The organism is Runella aurantiaca (assembly GCF_003339505.1).
Lineage (GTDB): Bacteria > Bacteroidota > Bacteroidia > Cytophagales > Spirosomataceae > Runella > Runella aurantiaca.
The window spans coordinates 164,314-187,338 of the sequence record NZ_QPIW01000002.1 but is presented as its reverse complement, the minus strand read 5'-3'; the positions used below and the strand labels follow the sequence as shown (position 1 = coordinate 187,338).

The 23,025-nt window shown below is 44.6% G+C and carries 23 protein-coding genes and 1 tRNA gene; 16 read left to right on the top strand and 8 right to left on the bottom strand.

Going from position 1 to position 23,025, the window contains the following annotated elements; genetic code table 11:
• Nucleotides 1-375: 375 nt before the first annotated feature.
• From DVG78_RS03975 to gmk, 9 genes are all read left to right on the top strand, one after another.
• Nucleotides 376-2,817 carry a ribonucleoside-diphosphate reductase subunit alpha gene (locus DVG78_RS03975; protein ID WP_114459771.1) on the top strand — a complete coding sequence of 814 codons (2,442 nt, stop codon included), beginning with the start codon at nt 376-378 and terminating at the stop codon, nt 2,815-2,817.
• Nucleotides 2,818-2,942: 125 nt separating this feature from the next.
• Nucleotides 2,943-3,281 carry a YbaB/EbfC family nucleoid-associated protein gene (locus DVG78_RS03970; protein WP_114067594.1) on the top strand — a complete coding sequence of 113 codons (339 nt, stop codon included), beginning with the start codon at nt 2,943-2,945 and terminating at the stop codon, nt 3,279-3,281.
• Nucleotides 3,282-4,319: a glycosyltransferase family 2 protein gene (locus DVG78_RS03965; protein ID WP_114459770.1), complete on the top strand. Its 1,038-nt coding sequence runs from the start codon at nt 3,282-3,284 to the stop codon at nt 4,317-4,319.
• Between the two features lie 97 nt (nt 4,320-4,416).
• Nucleotides 4,417-5,442 (top strand): rod shape-determining protein, encoded by a 1,026-nt coding sequence (locus DVG78_RS03960; protein WP_013926777.1) that lies wholly within the window; start codon nt 4,417-4,419, stop codon nt 5,440-5,442.
• Between the two features lie 93 nt (nt 5,443-5,535).
• Nucleotides 5,536-6,384 carry a rod shape-determining protein MreC gene (gene mreC / locus DVG78_RS03955; protein ID WP_114459769.1) on the top strand — a complete coding sequence of 283 codons (849 nt, stop codon included), beginning with the start codon at nt 5,536-5,538 and terminating at the stop codon, nt 6,382-6,384.
• A complete protein-coding gene (locus DVG78_RS03950) occupies nt 6,381-6,884 on the top strand; it encodes a hypothetical protein (protein ID WP_114459768.1) in 504 nt (167 codons plus the stop codon). The genes mreC and DVG78_RS03950 overlap by 4 nt, the downstream gene beginning before the upstream one ends.
• A gap of 220 nt (nt 6,885-7,104) precedes the next feature.
• On the top strand, nt 7,105-7,734 hold the full coding sequence (locus DVG78_RS03945) for a sigma-70 family RNA polymerase sigma factor (RefSeq protein WP_114067598.1): 630 nt from the start codon (nt 7,105-7,107) through the stop codon (nt 7,732-7,734).
• Between the two features lie 138 nt (nt 7,735-7,872).
• Nucleotides 7,873-8,163, top strand: coding sequence for a hypothetical protein (locus DVG78_RS03940; RefSeq protein WP_229598127.1), 291 nt, complete (start codon nt 7,873-7,875; stop codon nt 8,161-8,163).
• A 3-nt stretch (nt 8,164-8,166) separates the two neighbouring features.
• The gene (gmk, locus tag DVG78_RS03935; protein WP_114459767.1) at nt 8,167-8,733 is read left to right on the top strand and encodes a guanylate kinase; all 567 of its coding nucleotides are present in this window, start codon (nt 8,167-8,169) and stop codon (nt 8,731-8,733) included.
• 96 nt (nt 8,734-8,829) lie between these two features.
• On the opposite strand, the gene DVG78_RS03930 is transcribed toward gmk, so the two are convergent.
• Nucleotides 8,830-9,834 carry a YpdA family putative bacillithiol disulfide reductase gene (locus DVG78_RS03930; protein ID WP_114459766.1) on the bottom strand — a complete coding sequence of 335 codons (1,005 nt, stop codon included), beginning with the start codon at nt 9,832-9,834 and terminating at the stop codon, nt 8,830-8,832.
• A gap of 118 nt (nt 9,835-9,952) precedes the next feature.
• Between DVG78_RS03930 and DVG78_RS03925 the strand changes: the two genes are divergently transcribed.
• From DVG78_RS03925 to DVG78_RS03910, 4 genes are all read left to right on the top strand, one after another.
• On the top strand, nt 9,953-11,503 hold the full coding sequence (locus DVG78_RS03925) for a S10 family peptidase (RefSeq protein WP_114459765.1): 1,551 nt from the start codon (nt 9,953-9,955) through the stop codon (nt 11,501-11,503).
• A gap of 172 nt (nt 11,504-11,675) precedes the next feature.
• Complete coding sequence (locus tag DVG78_RS03920; RefSeq protein ID WP_114459764.1) at nt 11,676-12,974, top strand: serine hydrolase domain-containing protein; 1,299 nt, start codon at nt 11,676-11,678, stop codon at nt 12,972-12,974.
• A 139-nt stretch (nt 12,975-13,113) separates the two neighbouring features.
• Complete coding sequence (locus tag DVG78_RS03915) at nt 13,114-14,229, top strand: redoxin domain-containing protein (RefSeq protein ID WP_114459763.1); 1,116 nt, start codon at nt 13,114-13,116, stop codon at nt 14,227-14,229.
• Between the two features lie 492 nt (nt 14,230-14,721).
• Nucleotides 14,722-15,057: a hypothetical protein gene (locus DVG78_RS03910; protein ID WP_114459762.1), complete on the top strand. Its 336-nt coding sequence runs from the start codon at nt 14,722-14,724 to the stop codon at nt 15,055-15,057.
• 146 nt (nt 15,058-15,203) lie between these two features.
• Here the strand turns inward: DVG78_RS03910 and DVG78_RS03905 are convergent, their stop codons facing one another.
• From DVG78_RS03905 to DVG78_RS03890, 5 genes are all read right to left on the bottom strand, one after another.
• The gene (locus DVG78_RS03905) at nt 15,204-15,986 is read right to left on the bottom strand and encodes a class I SAM-dependent methyltransferase (RefSeq protein WP_114459761.1); all 783 of its coding nucleotides are present in this window, start codon (nt 15,984-15,986) and stop codon (nt 15,204-15,206) included.
• A gap of 2 nt (nt 15,987-15,988) precedes the next feature.
• Nucleotides 15,989-16,897: a glycosyltransferase family 2 protein gene (locus tag DVG78_RS03900; RefSeq protein WP_114459760.1), complete on the bottom strand. Its 909-nt coding sequence runs from the start codon at nt 16,895-16,897 to the stop codon at nt 15,989-15,991.
• A gap of 8 nt (nt 16,898-16,905) precedes the next feature.
• Nucleotides 16,906-18,036 carry a DegT/DnrJ/EryC1/StrS family aminotransferase gene (locus DVG78_RS03895; RefSeq protein ID WP_229598126.1) on the bottom strand — a complete coding sequence of 377 codons (1,131 nt, stop codon included), beginning with the start codon at nt 18,034-18,036 and terminating at the stop codon, nt 16,906-16,908.
• Between the two features lie 443 nt (nt 18,037-18,479).
• Entirely contained in the window at nt 18,480-18,611 is a 132-nt protein-coding gene (locus DVG78_RS30505; RefSeq protein ID WP_262511868.1) for a hypothetical protein, read from the bottom strand.
• Nucleotides 18,612-18,733: 122 nt separating this feature from the next.
• Nucleotides 18,734-18,805, bottom strand: a tRNA-Arg gene (locus DVG78_RS03890).
• Here DVG78_RS03890 and DVG78_RS29875 point away from each other — a divergent pair.
• Complete coding sequence (locus DVG78_RS29875; protein WP_147276991.1) at nt 18,791-19,156, top strand: hypothetical protein; 366 nt, start codon at nt 18,791-18,793, stop codon at nt 19,154-19,156. The two genes, DVG78_RS03890 and DVG78_RS29875, sit on opposite strands and share 15 nt — an antisense overlap.
• Nucleotides 19,157-19,177: 21 nt before the next feature.
• Here the strand turns inward: DVG78_RS29875 and hflX are convergent, their stop codons facing one another.
• Entirely contained in the window at nt 19,178-20,413 is a 1,236-nt protein-coding gene (gene hflX / locus DVG78_RS03885) for a GTPase HflX (protein ID WP_114459758.1), read from the bottom strand.
• Nucleotides 20,414-20,607: 194 nt separating this feature from the next.
• On the opposite strand from hflX, the gene DVG78_RS03880 reads away from it, so the two are divergent.
• Nucleotides 20,608-21,453, top strand: coding sequence for an alpha/beta hydrolase (locus DVG78_RS03880; protein WP_114459757.1), 846 nt, complete (start codon nt 20,608-20,610; stop codon nt 21,451-21,453).
• Here DVG78_RS03880 and DVG78_RS03875 read toward each other — a convergent pair.
• Nucleotides 21,433-21,765, bottom strand: a complete 333-nt coding sequence (locus DVG78_RS03875; protein WP_114459756.1) for a glyoxalase — start codon at nt 21,763-21,765, stop codon at nt 21,433-21,435. The genes DVG78_RS03880 and DVG78_RS03875 overlap by 21 nt on opposite strands.
• A 78-nt stretch (nt 21,766-21,843) precedes the next feature.
• Between DVG78_RS03875 and DVG78_RS03870 the strand changes: the two genes are divergently transcribed.
• Nucleotides 21,844-22,929 (top strand): M20 family metallo-hydrolase, encoded by a 1,086-nt coding sequence (locus DVG78_RS03870; protein WP_114459755.1) that lies wholly within the window; start codon nt 21,844-21,846, stop codon nt 22,927-22,929.
• The last annotated feature ends 96 nt before the right edge of the window (nt 22,930-23,025 follow it).

The window sequence follows — 23,025 nt, the reverse complement described above, 5'->3', positions numbered from 1 at the left end:
AATCTTTGTTTACAATTGTAAACAATTCTTCCATTTATCAGATTCTTGATTGAAAAGTTTGGGGTAAAAATATTCGAAAAATTTTTCGTATAAATATTCAACGAACCTCAAGTCCCCGCGCTTAGCGTAACCCGCTAATAGCAAATTTGTTAACGATTTCTTAATGTGACATAACGATTATATTTTTCAAATTTCTCCTCGGCCTACGAGATAAGTCGAGTTGTGGAGAGCCGGGAAAGATTCGTATTTTCGCAGACTTTACCTAACGTTTTGAGAAATGTGGGAAACAACTATCGCCTCCCTCGAATAAGCACTATATTTTTCAGAAAGAACACAAACTAAGGTATCGCTAACCCCATATAATTTCTTAAGTCTATGTATGTTATAAAACGTGATGGCCGCCGGGAATCGGTCAAGTTTGACAAAATCACCTCTCGCATCGAAAAATTGTGCTACGGCTTAGACGCACTTTATGTTCAGCCGATTGAAGTAGCCAAGAAAGTAGTAGGAGGCATTTTTGATGGCGTCACAACCGCACAGTTGGATGTTTTAGCCGCCGAAACGGCCGCTTCTATGACCACTAAACACCCCGATTACGCTATTCTGGCAGCCCGTATTGCTATTTCAAACCTTCACAAAAACACGCTGAAATCATTTTCGGCGACCATGAAGCAGCTTTACACGTACACAGACCCAAAAACGGGAGAAAACGCATCGCTTATTTCAAAAGAAGCACACGATATTATTCGTAAACATGCCGCCTTACTGGATTCAACCATCATCTACGACCGCGACTATGGTTACGATTATTTTGGGTACAAAACCCTCGAAAAATCATACTTGTTGAAAGTGAACGGCAAGATTGCCGAACGGCCCCAACACATGCTCATGCGCGTGGCGGTAGGGATTCACTTGGAGGATATTGACTCCGTCATTGAAACCTACAACCTCCTTTCGGAACGTTGGTTTACGCACGCCACCCCGACCCTGTTCAACGCAGGTACTCCTAAGCCCCAAATGTCGAGCTGCTTCTTACTTACCATGAAAGACGACAGCATTGATGGCATTTACGATACCCTCAAACAATGCGCGTTGATTTCACAATCGGCAGGTGGTATTGGGTTGAGCATTCACAATATCCGCGCTACGGGAAGCTACATCAAAGGCACCAACGGTACTTCAAACGGTATTGTGCCGATGCTCCGGGTGTTCAATGATACGGCTCGTTATGTAGACCAAGGAGGCGGAAAACGCAAAGGTTCTTTTGCCATTTATTTGGAGCCTTGGCACGCCGATATTTTTGAGTTTTTGGACCTGAAAAGAAACCACGGAAAAGAAGAACTGCGCGCCCGCGATTTGTTCTATGCCATGTGGATTCCTGACTTGTTCATGAAGCGCGTCGAAGCCAATGATACATGGTCGTTGCTTTGTCCGCATGAGTGCCCAGGATTGGCAGATACTTACGGCGACGAATTTGAGCAATTGTACGAAAAATACGAACGTGAAGGTAAAGCCCGCAAAACCATCAAAGCGCAGGATTTGTGGTTTGCCATTATGGAGTCCCAAATCGAAACGGGAACACCATACATGCTTTACAAAGACCACGCCAACCGTAAGTCAAACCAGAAGAATTTGGGTACCATTAAGTCGTCGAACTTGTGTACCGAAATCATGGAATATACCTCTCCCGACGAAGTGGCGGTCTGTAACCTTGCCTCTATCTCGTTGCCAAAATTTGTGGAACAAGGAGAAGACGGATTTTTGCATTTTAACCACGAGAAGTTGTTCGACATTACAAAAGTAGTGACGAAAAACCTCAATAAAATCATTGACCTCAACTACTATCCAGTGCCGGAAGCCGAGCGTAGCAACAAGCGCCACCGCCCTATCGGTATTGGTATTCAGGGTCTTGCTGATGCATTTTTGATGATGCGCATGCCTTTCGAATCAGAAGAAGCACGTCGCCTCAACGAAGACATTCACGAAACCATCTATCACGGTGCCCTAGTCGCCTCCATGGAATTGGCCAAAACGCAGGGGCCTTACGAAACATGGAAAGGTTCGCCGATTTCACAGGGTATTTTCCAATTTGATATGTGGAATGTCACGCCAAAAAGCGGACGCTGGAATTGGGACAAATTGCGTAAAGAAGTGGTTAAATTTGGCGTACGCAACTCTCTGCTTTTGGCTCCGATGCCAACGGCTTCGACCAGCCAAATCTTGGGCAACAACGAGTGTTTTGAGCCATTTACTTCCAATCTTTACGTTCGTCGGGTATTGTCGGGAGAATTTATCGTTGTCAACAAATACCTTTTGAAAGACCTCGTAAAAGAAGGTTTGTGGAACGATTCCATGAAAAACAAACTCATGGCCCACAACGGTTCGGTACAGAAAATTGAAGAAGTACCTACCAACCTCAAAGAACTGTATAAAACAGCTTGGGAAATCAAACAAAAGACCATCGTAGATATGGCCGCCGACCGAGGTGCTTACATCTGCCAGTCGCAGTCGCTCAATATTTTCATGGACAATGCCAACTACGGCAAACTGACTTCCATGCACTTTTATGCGTGGAAAAAAGGACTCAAAACGGGAATGTACTACCTCCGTACGCAAGCCGCCGTTGACGCGGTTAAGATTACGGTGGAGAAAAACGCCGAAGCCGTTCTGGAGCCAGTCACTACTGCCGTTGAGGAGAAAGAACTGAACTATGAAAAATACGCTCAGGACAATGCCCCTCAGGCAGCCGCCCGCGACAGTCAGGCCGAAAGTCAGTATGTGCTTGATAAGCCTGAGCAGAAAGAAGACGAGAAATAATTCTTATTAATAACATCCCAACAGCAGGCAATCAATCGTTGTATCTTTGTACACAATTGATTGCCTGCTGTTATTTTTATATATCTTTGCGCCCTAAAAAATACACGTTTTAGCCCCCAAAAGTTATGTTTGGAGATATGATGGGAATGCTTGGAAAAGTCAAAGAATTCCAAGCCAAAATGAAAGAGGCCCAAGAAGGTCTTGGGCAATTGACCGAGTCGGCCGAAACGGGCGCAGGTCTCGTAAAAGCAACGGTCAACGGGCGCAAACAAGTCGTAAGCCTTACCATCGACCCCGATTTGATGAAGCCAGAAGACCGCGAAATGTTGCAGGATTTGATTACTGCGGCTATTAATCGGGCTTTAGAAAATATCGAGGACCAAATCAAAGTTCACATTCAGCAATCTACGGAAGGCGTTTTGCCCAATATCCCGGGATTGGATTTGAGTAAGTTTATGAAGTAAATGCCAATCGACAAAGTAGCCCTCGTCATTCTTAATTATAACGGGAGAAACTTCTTGGAGAAGTTTCTCCCGTCTGTTGTTAAATATACCGAATCCGCCGCAATTTATGTTGCCGACAGCGCCTCTACCGATGGTTCGGTGGGTTGGGTTGAACAAAATTTTCCGACCGTAAAAACGGTTATTTTACCCAAAAACTACGGATATGCAGGCGGCTACAATCGCGCTCTGAAAAACATCTCTGCTGAGTATTATGTCCTTCTCAATTCTGATGTTGAAGTCACACCTCACTGGCTCACTCCCCTCGTCAATCTGCTAGACCAAAATCCTCAAATTGCGGCCTGCCAACCCAAACTCTTGGCCCATCATGACAAAACGCAATTTGAGTACGCAGGGGCCGCAGGAGGCTATATCGACTGGCTGGGGTACACGTACTGTCGCGGCCGTATATTTTACCACAACGAGACCGACACGGGCCAGTACGACACCACTGTCCCTATCTTCTGGGCGTCGGGCGCGGCTTTGGCGATTCGGTCCAAGCTTTTTCATGAAATGGGCGGATTTGACGAGGATTTTTTTGCCCACATGGAAGAAATTGACCTTTGTTGGCGGCTACATTCGGCAGGCTATCACGTATATTGCTGTCCGCAATCGGTGGTTTATCACGTAGGTGGCGGCACCCTTCCTCCTTCGAGCCCTTTCAAGACCTTCCTCAATTATCGCAACAGCTTGGCCATGCTTTATAAGAATTTGCCAGCCAATCGTATCTGGTTTATCCTCTTTTTGAGGCTTATTTTAGATGGGGTTTCGTCAATTCGTTATTTGCCGCATGGTCAATGGCAAGATATATGGGCCATTGTAAGAGCTCATTTTGCATTTTATAGGTGGATTTTGGGTGAACTTCCCCAAAAACGCCGTCGAATTCAGCAGAAAATCGCCCAAACAAAAGGCCATCAAACACTCCCAATCTCTTCTAAGAGCATCATTTGGGCGTATTTTGTAAAAGGGTGCAAAACCTTCGACTCATTTTCAAGGCTTTAATCAAAAAAATACTTGCTTTGTATTCTGTCAAAAAGCCGATAAAATACTTTAATTTTGCGGCTCATTAAATTTTAGTCAATCTGCGAAAGCAAACAACATGGCATTATTTGATTTTTTAACGAGCGAGATTGCAATAGATTTAGGAACAGCGAACACGCTGATTATTCACAAAGACAAAATCGTTGTGGATGAGCCATCTATCATTGCTTTGGACAAGAATAACGGGAAGGTGTTGGCGATTGGTCACAAAGCAATGCAAATGCACGAAAAGACCAATGAAAATATAAAAACCATACGCCCGTTAAAAGACGGTGTTATTGCCGACTTTACCGCTGCGGAATTAATGATTCGTGGGATGATCAAGATGATTACGCCCAACAATCGCTTCTTCACGCCTTCACACCGAATGGTCATTTGTATTCCATCGGGTATTACAGAAGTAGAAAAACGAGCCGTAAAAGACTCGGCAGAACACGCAGGCGCGAAGGAAGTTTATATGGTGCATGAACCCATTGCGGCGTCAATTGGTATCGGTATCGATATTACACAGCCCAACGGTACCATGATTGTGGATATTGGCGGTGGAACAACCGAAATTGCCGTTATTGCCCTTTCAGGTATTGTGTGTGAGCAATCCATTCGCATTGCTGGCGATGTTTTCACCAAAGACATTGTTGATTATATGCGCCGTGAACACAACCTGTTGATTGGTGAGCGTTCGGCGGAACAAATCAAAATTGAAGTAGGTTCGGCCTTACCCGAACTGGATAATCCTCCTGCTGACTTTGAAATTCGGGGCCGCGATTTGATGACTGGTATTCCGAAAGAAATCAAAGTTACTTACAGCGAAATTGCGTATGCGTTGGATAAGTCGATTTCCAAAATCGAAGAAGCCGTGATGAAAGCCCTTGAAATTTCCCCTCCGGAACTTTCAGCCGATATTTACACCAATGGTATTCACCTGACCGGCGGCGGTGCGCTTTTGCACGGCCTCGACAAACGATTGGCCACTAAAACAAAGCTGCCAATCCACGTTGCCGACGACCCCCTCAAGGCAGTTGTGAAGGGTACGGGTGAAATCCTGAAAAACCTAGAATTGTATAAGTCGGTATTAATTCAATAGAAGTTAGGAGCGAGGAGTGAGGAGCGGCCGCTGCTGCGGTGAGTTTTTTCCATTCTCACTCCTCGCTTCTACATTCTCACTCCTGCGTAAACAATGCTCCAACTCTTTGAGTTTATTGCCCGTAATCGAAACTTTATCCTCTTTGTTTTGCTTGAGGTGTTTAGTTTTTGGTTGCTCGTCAATAACAATAACTATTGGAGTGTAGAATACTTCAACACCGCTAACTCGCTAAATGCAAGGGCGTTAGAAGCTTCAAACACCCTACGAGAATACACCAACCTCAGGCAAGTAAACGAAGCATTGGCCGAAGAAAACCGACGCTTGAATGAACGCGTAACGGCAATGCAACAACTCAATCCCAGCAATGCTCCCGTGGGCTATAAAGCCGATTCAGCCTTTGCTTCCCGGTATAAGTTTGTAACGATTGCCAAAGTAATCGACAACAGCACCCACCGCGCCGACAATTACCTGACCATCGACAAAGGTTACGCCGACGGAGTCAAAGTAGGTATGGGGGTAATTTCATCGACGGGCATTGTAGGAAAAGTAAAATCTTGTAACGAACACTTTTCGGTCATTACGTCCATTTTGCATTCGCAATACATGATTTCAACAAAACTCCTGCGAAGCGGTGAAAATGGGAATGCAGAATGGGAAAACAACAGTAATCCTTCCATCATCCAGTTGAAGGATATTTCACGCTATAAACCCATCAGTAAACGAGATACCGCCGTCACCTCTGACTACAACGCCGTATTTCCGCCTGGCGTACCCGTAGGATATGTCAAAAGCTTTAAAGTGGCTCCCGACCAAGCATTTTTTGAGATTGACTTACAACTAGCGACTGACTTCTCCAAAGTCTCCTATGTATATTTGGTAGATAACAAGCTTTCAGAACAACAACAATCCCTTCAGGAAAGCCTTATTAATAAACGTAAATGAATCCAAACGAAATAGTCCGCAGTGCCTTAAGATGGTTAGTGTACGTGCTGCTACATATATTTGTAGCCCGCCACTTGGTATTGTTTGACTATGCATTTTGTTTTATTTACGTAGGCGCAATCCTGTTTTTACCCCAAGAAATTAACCTAACGGGCCTGCTACTCATCGGTTTTGCAACTGGTGTAGCCGTTGATTCGTTTGATAATACCCTCGGCCTCCATGCGGCCACTGCCGTTTTTGTGGCCTATCTACGCCCGATAATCATTCGCTATCAGTTTGCTCAAAAACTCTCAGAAGGGCGCCTGGAGCTTTCATTGAAGGGGATTGGCCTGCCTGCCTTTTTGTCTTATACCCTCATACTGGTTTCGGTTCACCACCTACTTTTGTTCTTTGTAGAAGCAGGTAGCCTCAGCTTACTGCCTTACACCCTTTTAAAGATAGTTTGCAGTATTTTATTTACTACCCTGACTATTTTGCTCACGCAGCTTTTTTCCCGTTAGGAGAAAATACCTCCCCACTTCTGACATTTTGTCTAAAAATTGAATTATTTATTTTCGTTGGAATAATTTTTGTCGTATATTATATCAGCTAATTATGGGCAAGTTGTTCTACAGCTAATCCTAAAAAAATAACCTTTCATGAGGGGTTTTTGTTGATTGGTGAAAGAAGAGTTGCGCGGAAGGTGGGTCGTTTGCTAAAATTCGTAAATTTACGGCAGCCATGTCAGTCATTATGTCAGAAGAAATCGAAGAAATACCCCTAGCCTCCTCAGAAACGTCTTACAATGACGCTGAGAAGAACGATATATTCAATCGTGAGTTTATGCCCCACATAAACTCCATGTATAACTTTGCCTTTAGGCTAACAATGGACGAAGATGACGCCAACGATCTCGTCCAGGATACCTATTTAAAAGCTTTCCGTTTTATTTCTTCCTTTGAGCGGGGAACTAATGCAAAAGCGTGGTTGTTCAGAATCCTGAAAAACAGTTTTATTAACGATTATCGTAAGCGGAGCAAAGAGCCGTCGAAGGTAGATTACCAAGAAGTAGAAACAACCTACAACTCGGAAGAAGCTGCCGAAGTCGATCACACTACCGACTTACGCGTCGAAACTGTTCAAGACATGATTGGCGATGAAGTAGCCACCGCGCTCAACTCATTGCCCGTCGATTTTCGTACCGTCATTATCCTTTGCGACATTGAAGGATTTACGTACGAAGAAATGGCTAAGATTCTGGATATTCCGATTGGCACTGTTCGTTCTCGTTTACACCGCGCACGGAATCTCCTTAAAGACAAGCTCAAAGTGTACGCTTCCTCAATGGGATACGACACCGATGAGGATTGATTTAAGGACGGCATTGAGTAATATCCAATTTTTTCAAGCTATGTCTTTGAACTTTTTTTGATGAAAATTCATTCTAAGTAAAGACAACTTAATAGTAAGATTCAAAGAAAAAATTGAACCTTTGCAATGTTATTGGATATGCATTCGTCAGCCTCCGCTAGTGAGAACAATGAAACGAGGAAGCCTCAAAAACAGTACTGCGAACACCACGCAGAGTGTCTGAAAAAAATTCAGGCTGTTTTGGATGGAGAAGCTTCAGAAGCCGAGAAGGAACACTTCAGGGAAAACATGGATGATTGCCTTCACTGCATCAAAATGTACCACCTCGAAAAGTGCGTGAAAGAATCCCTTCAGGCGAAGGTCGATAAACGACTCTGCCCCGATAATCTCGTACAGGCAATCAAAGCAAAATTAAACATCACCGCCTAAGTTTTGGAAGGAAAGCTCATCATCTTCTCTGCCCCGTCTGGTTCTGGTAAAACGACCATCGTACGACACTTACTCTCAAAGTACAACAACTTGGGTTTTTCGATTTCGGCCTGCACCCGCGACCGCCGTGGTAGGAATGAAGTACACGGAAAAGATTATTACTTTCTTACACCCGATGATTTTAAACAACGCATTGATAACAATGAGTTTGTGGAATGGGAAGAAGTGTATCCCGGTGGCTATTACGGAACCTTAAAATCAGAAATTGAACGTTTGTGGGCCGCAGGAAAACACGTAATTTTTGACGTGGATGTAAAAGGAGGACTCAAACTCAAAGAATACTTTGGTGAACGTGCCCTTGCCATTTTTGTAAAAGCCCCCAGCGAAGAAGCAATCAAGGAGCGCCTCATGATGCGCGGCACCGAAACCGAAGACAGCCTTTCTAAGCGGCTCTTTAAAGTAAAATTTGAAATGTCATTTCAAGACCGTTTTGACGTAATTTTGGTTAACGATAACCTTGAAGCTGCTCTAACGAAAGCGGAAGAACTGGTAGAAAACTTTCTAGGATAAAATATAACAACGATTATAACAGGAAAAGCCGGATGAGTATCCGGCTTTTCCTGTTACTGACTAATAGGGGTGTTGTTGCAAACAAATAAACTTCACTTATATTCTTTCAATTAATTCTTTTACCTGACGGATTTTACGTCCCGCAATGTGGTCAATAATCGCCGCTGCATGTTCTCTGCCATTCTCAATGAATACTTTTTCGGTATGGATTCCTGCCACCACCGTACCGCATAAATAAAGACCCGCCACATTGGTTTCAAACGTTTCAGGGTCATAAACGGGCACCATACTCGGCTGGGTTAGTTCTATACCACAACGTTGAAGCAAGGCGCCATCTGGAACATAACCAATCAACATCAACACAAAATCAGCATCAATCCATTCGGATTCTCCCGTCTCCACATTTTCGATTTGAACGCGCTTGGGCTCAATGGCTGTGGTGAGGCTGTTGAACCGCGTTTTTATTTTACCTTCCCGTACCCGATTTTTTACGTCCGGCACGAGCCAATATTTGACCGTTGGGCGAAAATCCTCCCCTCGATGTACAATCGTGACGTCGACATCGTGACGGTACAATTCTAGGGCCGCTTCCACCGCCGAATTGGCCGCGCCCACAATAACAACTTTGGAGAACGAATATAAGAAAGGTTCGTCATAATAAGGAGTAACATGCGGCAAATTTTCCCCAGGAATTCCCAAATGACGCGGAAAATCAAAATAACCAGTCGCAATAATTACTTTACGAGCGTGATAGGTTTCGCCCTTTACAGTTTGCACTTCAAACAAATCGTCTTGTTTTACGACCTGAGTAACTTCCGTAAAAAGTTTAAAATTCAGGTGATAATAACCCGCGACCTTACGGTAATATTGTAACGCTTCACTGCGGTTGGCTTTTACTTCAGAAATAGGAAAGGGAATCCCTCCAATTTCAATATTTTCGGCGGTTGAGAAAAACCGCATCCGTTTGGGGTAGCGCCTGATCGACTCCGTAATGCTACCTTTTTCTAAAATGAGATGGCTCAACCCTGCTTTGGCGGCTTCAATTCCCACGGCCAATCCGCACGGTCCTGCGCCTATAATCAATACGTCGTGTACTTGCATAAAAGAAGAAAATGATAAATGTTCGTATTATTGCATCACTAATGCGCTAAGTCCAAACCGTTCCATTTCATAACACCTTATTTCCCCCGAAAAATTCACTTCAAAACTAAATTCCTGTATGAAAAACCCGTTGCTCCTTGCCATTGTTTTATCGTGTAGCTGTATTCTTACTAACGCTCAACAACGCCCTTCGGCCCCGGCTCCCACCAATGCTCCAGCCGCAGCCCCTGCCAAAGAAGAAAAATCATCCAACAACCTTACGTTCAACCCAGATTCTTTCGTGGCCACTGACCACGAAACGACCATCAAAGGCCAAAAGATTCCTTACCGAGCCACCACCGGCACCATGCCCGTGTGGGACGAAGACGGCAAAGCCATTGCGGGTTTGTTTTATACTTTCTACGAAAGGTCTGACGTCAAAGACCGCACCACGCGGCCTTTGGTCATTTCATTCAATGGTGGCCCCGGTTCGGCGGCCGTTTGGATGCACATTGCCTACACTGGCCCGAGATTGCTCAACATCGACGATGAAGGTTACCCCGTCCAACCTTACGGCATCAAAGAAAATCCTTATTCTATTTTGGATGTGGCGGATATTGTATTTGTAAACCCCGTCAACACTGGTTATTCACGGCCTACGAGCAAGGATGTTCCCGGTTCAAAATTCTTTGGCGTTCGTGCTGACATTAAGTACCTCGCCGAATGGATTGGGACTTTCGTAACCCGCAATAACCGCTGGGCATCACCCAAATACCTCATCGGCGAAAGCTACGGCACCACGCGCGTATCTGGATTAGCACTCGAACTCCAAAGCTCGCAATGGATGTACCTCAATGGGGTGATTCTGGTCTCTCCTACCACGCTCGGCATCGAACGCGGCGAAGTGTCAGAATCCGCGCTGCGACTACCGTATTATGCCGCTACCGCTTGGTACCACAAAGCATTGAGTCCTGATTTGCAGCAAAAAGATTTGACCGACATGCTGCCAGAAGTAGAAAACTTCACCATCAATGAGTTGCTACCAGCCATTAGCAAAGGCGGATTTTTGGAAGATGCCAAACGAAAAGAGATTGCCGCCAAAATGGCGCGGTATTCGGGCATTTCCGAAAAAGTAATTTTACAGAGTAATTTTGACGTACCCACGAGTTATTTCTGGAAAGAACTATTGCGCGACAAAGGATTTACCGTTGGCCGGTTGGACTCACGGTATAAAGGAATCGACCGACAAGATGTAGGCGATAGACCAGATTTTAATTCAGAGCTGACGTCGTGGCTACATTCCTTCACGCCCGCCATCAACATCTATTTACGCAATGAGTTGAATTACAAAACGGACATGAAATACTACATGTTTGGCCCCGTGAATCCGTGGGATCGTAGCGGCGACCAATCGGCCGAAAACCTGCGTCAGGCCATGGCTCAAAACCCATACCTGCACGTAATGGTACAATCGGGCTATTATGACGGGGCTTGCGATTACTTCAACGCCAAGTACAATATGTGGCAAATGGACCCAAGCGGCAAACTCAAAGACCGCATGAGCTGGAAAGGCTACCGCAGCGGCCACATGATGTACCTCCGCAAGGAAGACCTTCAAACGGGCAACGAAGACATTCGTCAGTTTATCAAACAATCTTTACCTAAACCGGGACAGCCCGCTAAGTATTAATCTATCTATTGGGCAGAGGCAAGCCCTGCCCCTACCATTCTACAAAAGAGGCGCGTAATTCACGCCTCTTTTGTTTTGCATAGTTATCCACACTATCCCTACTTTTATCCACATAATCAGTAAAATTTGACCCGTAATTACTTGATAGTGTTGTACCTATTCAGTATTCACTATGAAGTCCCCTTTACTCTTTTTTCCATTTCTTTTTATTGGCTTTGCACAGGCCACTGCTCAAACTAAATCCATCAAAAACTCGCCCGCCTTGGGCGATGCCGCCCCCGAAACCGTGGGTATCTCCTCCGAGCGCCTCAGCCGTATGGATGGTATTTTGCAAAATGCCGTCACGCAAGGAACGGTGCCAGGCGTAGCCGCGATTGTGGTTCGCAACGGCAAGATTGTTTACCATAAAGCCTTCGGCATGGCCGACAATGAATCCAACCGTGCGCTTAAGCGCGACGATATTTTTCGCATCGCTTCTATGACCAAAGCCATCACTTCTACGGCCGTGATGATGCTCTGGGAAGAAGGGAAATTTCAATTGGACGACCCGATTTCCAAATATATTCCTGAATTTAAGAATCAAACGGTGCTGAAAAATTTTAAGTTTTTGGATAGCACCTACACCACCGAACCCGTCAAGTCTGAAATCACGGTTCGTCATTTGCTGACCCACACCTCTGGACTTGGCTACGGCGTCATTGACGGCGATGAGCGGTTCAAGGCCATGTATCATAAAGCAGGTATCGTAGATTTGTTTACGACCCAACCCGTCAAAATCGGCGACAACATCAAGAAGCTCGCAAAACTGCCTTTGCACCATCACCCCGGCGAAAAATACGTTTATTCGGAAGGTTTAGACGTGTTGGGGTATTTTATCGAAATCATGTCGGGAATGCCTTTTGATGAGTTTTTGCGCAAAAGATTGTTTGACCCGTTGGGCATGAATGACACTTATTTTTATTTACCAGAAGCCAAGGCGTCTCGCTTAGTGGTTATTCAAAAACCCCAAAACGGCCAATGGGTGCGTTATCCAAACACTTTTTATGACACCGAATACCCCGTAAAAGGTGCCAAGGCCTTCTTTTCGGGCGGGGCAGGGTTATCGAGTACCGCCAAAGATTACGCAACTTTTTTGTTGATGTATCTCAACGGTGGCGAAGTAAGTGGCAAACGTTTTTTAAGTCGTAAAACCATCGAAACCATTCTCAGCAATCAGGTAGGCGAACTGTTGGGCGGCGACAAAGCCAACTCTTCTTACGGATTGGCGTTTGGTTTGCTAAACAAAGCAGGGGCCGAAAAAGGAGCTAAAGGCAGCGAAGGCACCTTTGAATGGGGCGGGTACTTCAACACCAACTATTTTGCCGACCCCAAAGAAAAAATCATCGGTGTGATTATGAAACAAACCCAAAGTAGCAGTGATAATCTCAATAATCTGTTTCGGCAAATGATTTACCAATCCATTGATGATTAATCGTTGACGAATAGTGCCGAAGTAAGAGGTCTGTTGTAAAATTTAAGGTAAGTCAATCTAACATTATACCTCCTGCGCCTAACTTCTATCTTAAGCAATGAGCCAATTTTGTAAATCAATCAGTAAACCCAAAAAAGCAATGAAAACGACGTTCATCTTTCTTTTATCAGTTGTATGGTTTACGCTGAGTTCTTACGCCATCGACCCCAAAACGCTGGAGATTGGCGCGCAAGCTCCCGATTTTAAGCTCCCAGGCACCGACGGAAAAACGTACAGTTTGGCGAGTTTCAGCAAGGCGAAAGTACTGGTTGTTGTTTTTACTTGCAATCATTGCCCTACCGCTCAAGCCTACGAAGACCGCATTATTCGCCTCACCAGTGATTACAAAGCCCAAGGCATAAAAGTGGTAGCTATCTCTACCAACGACCCGTCGGCGGTGCGTTTGGATGAGCTGGGCTACACCGATTTGAGCGATACATTTGAAGAGATGAAGATTCGGTACAAAGACAAAAAATATAATTTCCCTTACCTCTACGACGGTGCTACGCAGATTACGTCATTGGCATACGGCGCCGTGGCTACTCCTCACGTTTTCATTTTTGACCAAAATCGTAAGCTACAATACACGGGTCGTTTTGACGACGTTGAGAAACCCACCGAAACACCCAAGGTTAATAATGCCCGCGACGCCGTGGAAGCCTTACTCGCAGGAAAGCCCGTGGCAGTCCCCAAAACCAAATCATTTGGCTGCTCCATCAAATGGAAAGAAAAATCGGATTGGATTGAGCGGGGCAAAGCCGAATGGGCCAAAGAAGAAGTAAAACTCGAAACCATCAACCCCGACGGACTACGCAAACTATTAAAAAACGACACCGACAAGCTCCGCGTCATCAACGTTTGGGCCACGTGGTGCGGGCCTTGCGTGGTAGAATTTCCTGAGTTTGTGACCATGAACCGAATGTACCGAGGGCGCGATTTTGAGTTTGTGAGCATCACCACCGACAAGCCCGCCCAACGCGAAAAAGCCCTAAAATTCCTCAAAGCCAAACAAGCCTCCAACGTCAATTATATTTTGGACGGCATGGACGTGTATCAGTTTATCGAAATCGTCGACCCAAAATGGCAAGGAGCCTTGCCTTATACCCTCATCATTGAGCCTGGCGGCAAAGTTATTTATACCAAACAGGGAGCAATCAATGCCCTCGAAGTCCGAAAGAAGATTGTAGAAAGCCCGACGATAGGGCGATTTTATTGAACAAAGAAACAAAATCCCCTACGCCAAATACGTTGGGGATTTTGTTTGTAGAGCGTATTTTGAAAACCAAAAAAACAAATCATTCTTCAAATAATCATATTGAAAGAGTTTATCATAAATGCATCGAAAGAAACTTTTTATCCAAAAAAAATGTCTATACACTTGGATAACAAAACATTTCTTTTATATTTGTAATACAAACCTACTTGTAATTTAGTAAGCAAATCTTTCTTTTGTACATATCTACCTCTTTTGCCCATCTTTTGATAGAACGGCAAATCATCCACTAAAGCACTAATCAGGGGCAGATACATCTCTAAGTTTTATCCAATCTTCTCAGCTTTGCCATTAGGCGTTGATTCTCATTTTAATTAATATTTAAGGCTCGCTGAGCGCTCATTCATTCAACTAAAAACCGCCTTCAAAACAGGCATCCTACTTCAAACAACTCACTGTTAGTTGTTGTACACTTCATTTAAAATTTCCACTGACATGAACCGTTTTTCAGTTTTATATACGCTCAAAAAGCACCATCAGCATCTTACGTTTAACACCCGTGCCGAGGCCGAAGACGCCCTAAAGAAGCTCTCCCGCCACCGCCGAGGAGTTGCCATCGGTATTTATGATGCCAAGACCGAATTGTTCTTTTGGGAGCCTAACCGACAAAAGAAATACAGCCAACTGAGTTTTAGTGAACAGGCCCAAGAAGACAATACCATGATTGCGATTGTTCAGAATTTACGTTTGCAGGCAGAAATTGCTTCTGATGAAAACCATGTGGATTTGGACATTATGCTGCGGCCCATGCCCCGCTTAGTTCATTCCTAAATCGCAACAATCCAAAAAATGCTTTCGAGAATATTCTAAAGGCCTTGGCTGGTTCTACCACCCCGACCACTTACTTTTAGTTAGTATAAAACACAAACCCCTCAAGCTCCTGAAATCAGGGGTTTGAGGGGTTATGGAATGCGCGTTTACTCTTTTCTGAAAGTAATACACAAATGCTTGTGCAGCAGCACCGTTTGATTGGTATTGAGCAAGTGTTGCTCTCGAAGAATCTTCTTTTCCTGCGCATCAGCCGTCTTACGAGACAGTTTTTGCGATGTCAAAAACGAGCGTAAATGCAGGAATAAACCCAAAAATAAATACCAAACCAACGAGCTGACACTTAATTGATTGGGGTAGACTTTCTGAAAACGCAAACCCGCCAAACCCGCCATGGACCGCAACCGCTGTACATTGCAGAGGTATACTCGGCCGTTGTAAAGGTGCGCATCATCGTAACCAATGACTTCAGCTTCGTTCGACAAAAACATGTCGCTCCGCTCGGCTTCCACTAAAAGGTTGGCCATGCGCCCACTCAGACTGCTATTGTTAGGTTTTGTAATAATCAACAATCCGTTGGGTTTTAGAATACGGGCGAGTTCTTGCAACAGAAAAGTCTGATTGGGAATGTGCTCGATGGTTTCCATCAACAACACATAATCGGCAGAATTTGACTCGATAGGCAATGTTTTGTCCAAATCAATAGATGAACAAATCAACGAATCGCTCTTGAGAATATCAGGATGCTTGTCAAAAGGCTTGACCTTCGCCCCTGCATTATGCCACAGATTTGCTACATATCCCGAACCCGCAGATACATCTACCACTCGCTTATCGCGTACGTCGTGCTCAGCAAGATAACGGTGTATAAACTCCAATGCATTGCCTTTGGAATGCGGCACATGCTTGATTTGCTCTTTATAATTGGACATAATTATCGGGAAATATCAATAGGACGGGCTTTGAATTTAACCTTCCATCGATCAATTTGTTTTTTAAATTTAAGCGTAAAAGTCTCCTCAGGCTCGGGCAGTGTCCCTAAAAACTTGGGCCCAATTTTGAGGTAATTTTTAAAAAATGTATTGCTACTCAAGCCCCATTTTAAGATAAACTCGGTTCGGCCATCGTTGCGTTTGACCCGCCCCGTGCTTCTACTTGCAAAATGGTACACCCGGCTTTTACCGATTCCTTTGTAAAAACGGACGCCATAATGCCACAATTTTATCATAAAATCGGGGTCGCTGTACATTCCCGGAAAAAACTCGACGCTCAAGCCCCCCACGGCCCGGTACACAAACGTTGGCAAGACCATCGGATACCATTGGCTGCCGTTCCAGTCTTCTTTCGGATAGCTGGCGTATTCCGACAAAAATTTTGCTTCATCAAATTCCGACGGATGTGTGCCGTAGTTTTTATCACCAATCACGCAGGCATTTCCTTTATCAAAGCCTTCAATCATGGTTCCGCTGATGCACCATTTGTCGTCTTTCTGCTTTTTTACTTCTTCCAACAGAAAGAAATCCCAATCGGGACATAAGTACATATCGTCGTCAATAAAAACCAGATAATCAGCTACGGCCAAATGAGACGCTGCATTGAAGCCGTAGCATACTCCAGCGTTCTGACTGCTTTTGGTATAGCCAATGTCTCCCTGCGCTAAAACCCAGTCTTCAGAACCATCTTTTCCTTCGTTGACATGCACAATAATTTGGTGCTTATATCGGCTGTTTTTTCTGATACTATTTACTGCACATTTGAGGTAATCGAGGTTATTCCAAGAGGGAATAAGTATTGAAAAAACAGGAGAATACGCCAAGGGCACTTTTTTATACGTGAAATCCATAACATTCTTTACCGTCCTTTTCGGAGAATATAGGCGATATATTCAACGTCGTCTTCAGTCACTTTGGCGTGGAGAGGCAGCACCAAATAGCGGTCTTCAATCGCATCCATTTTGGGAAATTGGCCTGGGGTTCGGCCTCCAAAAATGCTATATTTATCATTGCGATAATGTACCTGACCAGATTCTATTCCATGTTCACGAAGGTATTTTACCAGATTTTCACGGTCGTCAACCTCGGCGGTCAACAACCAAGCGGCGTGCTCACGGTCGGTGTATTCACTTCCAATTACCCGTATTCCTTTGATATCTTTCAATAAATCACAATACAGGCGGTATAATTTTTGCCGGTGCGCCAAATGCTCATCAAACTCATCCAACGACGCCAATCCGAGGCTCGCAGCAATATCGGTCATTTGGTATTTGTAGCCCACCTCCACGATGTCGTTTTCCCAAATCCCTTTTTGTTTGCTGCTGCGGTCAATGCCGAACCAACGCAAACGTTTGGCTTTTTCTACCAATGACTTGTCTTTCACCACCAACATGCCACCATCGCCCGTTGTAATGTGCTTGATGGCCTGAAACGAAAACATCGTAAAATCGCTTTGACTACCGATGTACTCGCCTTTGTATTTTGCCCCCACGGCATGGGCGGCGTCTTCGATGATGGCAATATTGTGTTTAGCTCCCAATGCCCAAAGTTCGTCCATATCGCACGGCAAACCGCCATAATGCACACAAACAATGGCTTTGGTTTTTGGCGTAATAAGACGCGCTACGTGTTTGACGTCAATATTGAGGTTTTCGTCAATATCAGCAAAGACAATTTTTATCCCCATATAAAGAAACGGGATGTTGGTAGCAGTACAGGTAAAAACTGGTGCAATCACCTCATCACCGGCCTGCAAACCAGCAAGCAGATACGATAAATGCAGGGCATCGGTGCCTGACCCCACCGCTAAACTCTTGCAGGGAGTCGTGAATTTTTCTTCAAAGCGGTTTTCAAATTCTTCTACCCTAGGCCCTTGCCCAATCCATCGAGTATTCAGAACTTCGGTCACATTTAAGGCCGCTTTAGCAGGAATATTTGGATGGAATAATACAATACCGTCTCCTGTATCCATTACAGGAAACTCGTTCATAGGTTTTTCAGTAATCATAAAGATAGGTTTTTCAAGTTAGGCTTTAGAGAGGAACGACTATAGATTATGGGCAACTTATCATTTCAAAGCATAAAGGTTTAGGTAGATAAAATCATCCATTCCATAGACAAAATTAGTCATTACATAGACAAAAAAACAATAGTGATTACAAATCTACTATAAATAATATCCTTTTTTATATTGATATAAAAATTTTTAATTGGACTTTAACACTGTAAATCAACAATACTTAGCGTTCAGTATTATTCCAGTTAACCAATTATATAATTTGGGGCTTCTTCTTCTAAAAATTACATTTTTTATGCTGTTTTATCCGTAAGAATTTTGCAAAAAGTATTGTGTATTAGACAGTTTAAATATCTGATAGAGAGGATAATTTATCCGTTTGCCCCTAGAGTATGATAGCCTATTTGAGAAGAATTTTATTGTCCGACCGAAGGTGATAAATCGGAAGTTGCCGCCTCTGGCGTAGCAAGCGATTGAGAACCACTTTGAAAAAAGTTAGTAACTTTAACACGAATCGAAGGTAGAAGCCCCTCCGAGATATTGAGCATTTTGGGATAATTTTGAAAAAACTAAGCAGCTTCTAGCGAGAATCAAAGCAGTAGGCGACTCAGGTAGACCCCGACACCCCGACCATGGAAAGCGTTTAGAAAACGCTTTGAAGAAAAATTAGTGACTCCGACGGGAATCGAACCCATATCAAGCGTTTAGGAAACGCTTATTCTATCCGTTGAACTACGGAGTCTATTTCAAAAATCACAGCCGCCCATATCAAGCGTTTAGGAAACGATTATCGGGCGGCGTTCCGCACTATCCGTTGAACTACGGAGTCTATTTCAAAAATCACAGCCGCCCATATCAAGCGTTTAGGAAACGATTATCGGGCGGCGTTCCGCACTATCCGTTGAACTACGGAGTCTATTTCAAAAATCACAGCCGCCCATATCAAGCGTTTAAGAAACGATTATCGGGCGGCGTTCCGCACTATCCGTTGAACTACGGAGTCTATTTCAAAAATCACAGCCGCCCATATCAAGTGTTTAGGAAACGATTATCGGGCGGCGTTCCGTGCTATCCGTTGAACTACGGAGTCTGATTTTCGGCAAATGTCTGAAAACTATTCGGCAAAATCAACGTCTGTGAAGGGCACATTAAGCCAATTTGGATAAATAACGTAGTGTTTTTGCTTTATCAACTCAAATAGTTTGGTTCGCAGTTCGCCCAAATTCTCGCTGTTTTGGGCTGAGATAAACACCACGTGCTCCGCCGAAGCATTGTAATAACTCTTTTTGAGCTTTTCAAGCACCATTTCCTTGGTTTGCTCCACTACGATTTCGCCTTCTTCGGTTTCTACTACTTCGTCAAAAGCCTCTTTTTTGGGATGGTACGCATCAATTTTATTAAACACCATCACCGTCGATTTATCCCCTGCCCCGATTTCGGCCAAGGTCTGATTTACCACTTCGATTTGCTCCTCAAACGACGGGTGTGATATATCTACCACGTGCAACAAAATATCGGCCTCACGCACTTCATCGAGGGTCGATTTAAACGACTCAATGAGTTTCGTGGGTAGTTTACGGATAAACCCTACCGTGTCGGTCAACAGGAAAGGGATATTCTCAAGCACTACTTTACGCACCGTAGAATCGACGGTGGCAAAGAGTTTGTTTTCGGCAAATACATCCGTTTTGGCCAAGCGACGCATGAGCGTAGATTTGCCCACGTTGGTATAGCCCACCAGTGCTACACGCACCAAGCGGTTACGCTCTTTGCGGCGAGTAACGCTCTGCTTATCAATTTTTTCGAGTTTTTCTTTCAGGAATGCGATGCGGTCCTGCACAATTCGTCGGTCAGTTTCAAGCTCTTTTTCCCCTGGACCACGCATCCCGACACCACCTTTCTGACGGCTTAAGTGCGACCACATCCGGGTCAGTCGTGGATACATGTATTGATACTGCGCCAATTCCACCTGAGTTTTTGCCTGAGCGGTTTGGGCTCGCATGGCAAAAATATCCAGAATCAATAAGCTACGGTCGAGGACTTTTATGTCTTTAAATTCGGCTTCGAGGTTACGAACCTGTGAAGGAATAAGCTCATCGTCAAAGATAATCATGTCTACCGGGTTGGCGGTCACAAAGGTTTTGATGTCTTCGAGACGGCCTTTCCCGACAAAGGTGCGATTATCTGAATATTCGAGTTTTTGCGTAAAGGTCTTGACCGTCTCTACCCCCAAAGTAGAAGCCAAAAATGCCAACTCTTGCAGGTATTCCTGGGTTTGTTCAGCAGTTTGGCGTTGGGTAGTGATGGCAACTAATACGGCGGTTTCCTGTTTTTTCGCGGTTGAATTCATTTATACTTACTTCCCGTCAATCCGGGATTAATGGTTATCCGTTGTTGGTTAAACGGGTATGAATAAACGGTATTATTTTGGAGAAAGTTTCGTTAATTGCCACGAAGTTAAGCCTTTATTTAGACTTTTGTACTTTACAAAACGGCACTGCACAACACAGCCAACGCCAAACGAACCAATCTGAGCAGATTTTTATGTCAGTAATAGCCAAAATTGCCCAGTGGGGAGTTATCATTTATGCCGCCGTCGCCCTATTGATTTGGTGGCTGCATCCGCTGGTTTTATTTCGCCCCACGACCTTGGCTGCTAGTTATGCGTATAGCTTCAATATTCCGTTTGAGGAAATCACTTTTGAACCCGAAAAAGGACAAGTCAGACTAAACGCTTTGTGGTTTGGCACGAGGGATTCGGTCGTACTTAAACGCGCTACGTTCATCTCTGGAAAAGTGGTTTTGTTTTTCCACGGAAACCGCGATAACTTAGCCCGTTGGGGCCGCGAATATGCTGAACGATTTACCAAAAGAGGATACAACGTTTTGATGTACGATTACCGAGGCTACGGCAAAAGCACCGGCACACGCTCCGAAGATGCCCTCCACCACGACGCGCAATACGTGTATGATTTCCTCAAACAGCGCTTTTCGGAAGACTCCATCATCGTATACGGCTACTCCATCGGCTCGGGCATGGCTTCTCGAATAGCGGCCAACAATCGCCCCAAAAGGCTGATTCTGGAAGCACCTTATGCAAGTATTCCGACCTTAGGACGCACACAACTACCGATTTTTCCGTACGAATGGCTTACACGTTATAAATTCCGCACCGATAGTTGTTTTGCGCACATCCACTGCCCTATTCATCTTTTTCACGGCACCGACGACATAACGGTTCCTTATCAAAACAGCCTTATTTTGTTATCATCGCCCTCTCCTGTCAAGGCTCAATTAACGACACTTCCCAAGGGGCATCACCTGCATTTGGATAGCTTTCCGATGTATCGGTCTACACTAGATAGTTTGTTAAAGATTGACAACCAGTAGTTCCAATTGAGAACACAAGCGCTTGATTAACATATTGATAATCCGCTTGTTTAGTTCTTCTTCCAATGGGCGGTAGGCTTCGTATTGCTCAGGCGTAAAATGCCCCACAACGACACCGACCAATAGGCTCCGGAAATTGATGTCTTTGCGAATTGTTTTTTCGATGTATATAACTTTGTCTTCGGGAGAATAATTCTCAAAATTAACTTTTCGCTTACTTACTTGATGGCGAAAAAGCAAGATAAAAAGGTCATTTTGGGCCTTAAGAATGGGACGAAGTACTTCGTTTTGAATTTGTTCGGGGATGGACATATCGAATAAAATCGTTGATAATGAACAATAGACTATGGACTAAAAAACGTACCTTTGCGCCAGACAAAACCCATATTTATGTCTGAAACCAGCACAATTTCATCGCCTGCCACATTGGCACAAGAGGCGATTCAATTACTAAAGCAACTGATTGCTACGCAGTCATTCAGCAAAGAAGAAGAAGGGACGGCAGCGCTGATTGAGGCCTTTTTGACGCGTAAAGGCATTCCTTTTCAACGTAAAAAAAACAATATCTGGGCGTTTAATCGCTTTTTTGACCCCAAAAAGCCCACCGTATTGCTCAACTCCCACCACGATACCGTCAAACCCAATCCTTCTTGGACCCTGAACCCCTACGAGCCGCTCGTGCAGGATGGTAAACTATTTGGTTTGGGGAGCAACGACGCTGGCGGACCGCTTACATCGCTCATTGTTACGTTTTGTCATTTTTATGATAACCCGCATCTGACCCATAATGTTGCGCTGGCCGCCACCGCCGAAGAAGAAATCTCGGGCCGCGAAGGACTGGAAATGATTGTGGATGACCTGCCACCGATTGAATTTGCCATCGTGGGCGAACCCACCGAAATGCACCTAGCCGTAGCCGAAAAAGGACTATTGGTTTTAGATTGCATTGCGCACGGAAAATCAGGCCACGCCGCCCGTGAAGAAGGCGAAAATGCGATATACAAAGCCATTCAGGATATTCAGTGGATTACCAATTATAAATTCCCGAAAGTCTCCCCTACGCTCGGCCCAATCAAAATGTCGGTGACCATCATCAACGCTGGCAGTCAGCACAACGTGGTGCCCGATACCTGTAAATTCACCGTCGATGTCCGCGTCACGGAGCAATACACGCTGGAAGAAATCATCGAAACTATTCGTCAAAACATCCAATCGGAGGTACATCCGCGTTCGATTCGCCTGCGCCCATCGAGCATCCCTGTGGAGCATCCGATTGTGCAGGCTGGTCTTAAATTGGGCCGTACGGCTTACGGCTCCCCCACCACATCCGACCAAGCGCTGTTGGATTGTCCCTCTTTAAAAATGGGCCCTGGCCACTCCGAGCGCTCACATACCGCCAACGAATTCATTTATCTGCACGAGATTGAGCAGGGCGTAGCGCAGTATATTAAGATGCTGGAGGAAGTGATTTTATAGAAAAAAGTTGATTTTTAACCGATTTTGAAGGTTTGCAGTGCCTTTATTGCATTTTTAACGTCTTATTAACGTAGCTTGATAATTACGATAATAACG

Excerpts from the sequence above, each read along its gene's own strand:
- DVG78_RS03910 (WP_114459762.1), top strand. The coding sequence starts at position 14,722 with ATGAACCGTTTTTCAGTTTTATATACGCTCAAAAAGCACCATCAGCAT.
- DVG78_RS03930 (WP_114459766.1), bottom strand. The coding sequence starts at position 9,834 with ATGCAAGTACACGACGTATTGATTATAGGCGCAGGACCGTGCGGATTG.
- DVG78_RS03905 (WP_114459761.1), bottom strand. The coding sequence starts at position 15,986 with ATGTCCAATTATAAAGAGCAAATCAAGCATGTGCCGCATTCCAAAGGC.
- DVG78_RS03875 (WP_114459756.1), bottom strand. The coding sequence starts at position 21,765 with ATGTCCATCCCCGAACAAATTCAAAACGAAGTACTTCGTCCCATTCTT.
- DVG78_RS03900 (WP_114459760.1), bottom strand. The coding sequence starts at position 16,897 with ATGGATTTCACGTATAAAAAAGTGCCCTTGGCGTATTCTCCTGTTTTT.
- DVG78_RS03870 (WP_114459755.1), top strand. The coding sequence starts at position 21,844 with ATGTCTGAAACCAGCACAATTTCATCGCCTGCCACATTGGCACAAGAG.
- DVG78_RS03880 (WP_114459757.1), top strand. The coding sequence starts at position 20,608 with ATGTCAGTAATAGCCAAAATTGCCCAGTGGGGAGTTATCATTTATGCC.
- DVG78_RS03945 (WP_114067598.1), top strand. The coding sequence starts at position 7,105 with ATGTCAGTCATTATGTCAGAAGAAATCGAAGAAATACCCCTAGCCTCC.
- mreC (WP_114459769.1), top strand. The coding sequence starts at position 5,536 with ATGCTCCAACTCTTTGAGTTTATTGCCCGTAATCGAAACTTTATCCTC.
- DVG78_RS03970 (WP_114067594.1), top strand. The coding sequence starts at position 2,943 with ATGTTTGGAGATATGATGGGAATGCTTGGAAAAGTCAAAGAATTCCAA.
- DVG78_RS03895 (WP_229598126.1), bottom strand. The coding sequence starts at position 18,036 with ATGAACGAGTTTCCTGTAATGGATACAGGAGACGGTATTGTATTATTC.
- DVG78_RS03975 (WP_114459771.1), top strand. The coding sequence starts at position 376 with ATGTATGTTATAAAACGTGATGGCCGCCGGGAATCGGTCAAGTTTGAC.
- DVG78_RS03940 (WP_229598127.1), top strand. The coding sequence starts at position 7,873 with ATGCATTCGTCAGCCTCCGCTAGTGAGAACAATGAAACGAGGAAGCCT.
- DVG78_RS03920 (WP_114459764.1), top strand. The coding sequence starts at position 11,676 with ATGAAGTCCCCTTTACTCTTTTTTCCATTTCTTTTTATTGGCTTTGCA.
- hflX (WP_114459758.1), bottom strand. The coding sequence starts at position 20,413 with ATGAATTCAACCGCGAAAAAACAGGAAACCGCCGTATTAGTTGCCATC.
- DVG78_RS30505 (WP_262511868.1), bottom strand. The coding sequence starts at position 18,611 with ATGCTCAATATCTCGGAGGGGCTTCTACCTTCGATTCGTGTTAAAGTT.
- DVG78_RS03915 (WP_114459763.1), top strand. The coding sequence starts at position 13,114 with ATGAAAACGACGTTCATCTTTCTTTTATCAGTTGTATGGTTTACGCTG.
- DVG78_RS03965 (WP_114459770.1), top strand. The coding sequence starts at position 3,282 with ATGCCAATCGACAAAGTAGCCCTCGTCATTCTTAATTATAACGGGAGA.
- DVG78_RS03925 (WP_114459765.1), top strand. The coding sequence starts at position 9,953 with ATGAAAAACCCGTTGCTCCTTGCCATTGTTTTATCGTGTAGCTGTATT.
- DVG78_RS03950 (WP_114459768.1), top strand. The coding sequence starts at position 6,381 with ATGAATCCAAACGAAATAGTCCGCAGTGCCTTAAGATGGTTAGTGTAC.
- DVG78_RS03960 (WP_013926777.1), top strand. The coding sequence starts at position 4,417 with ATGGCATTATTTGATTTTTTAACGAGCGAGATTGCAATAGATTTAGGA.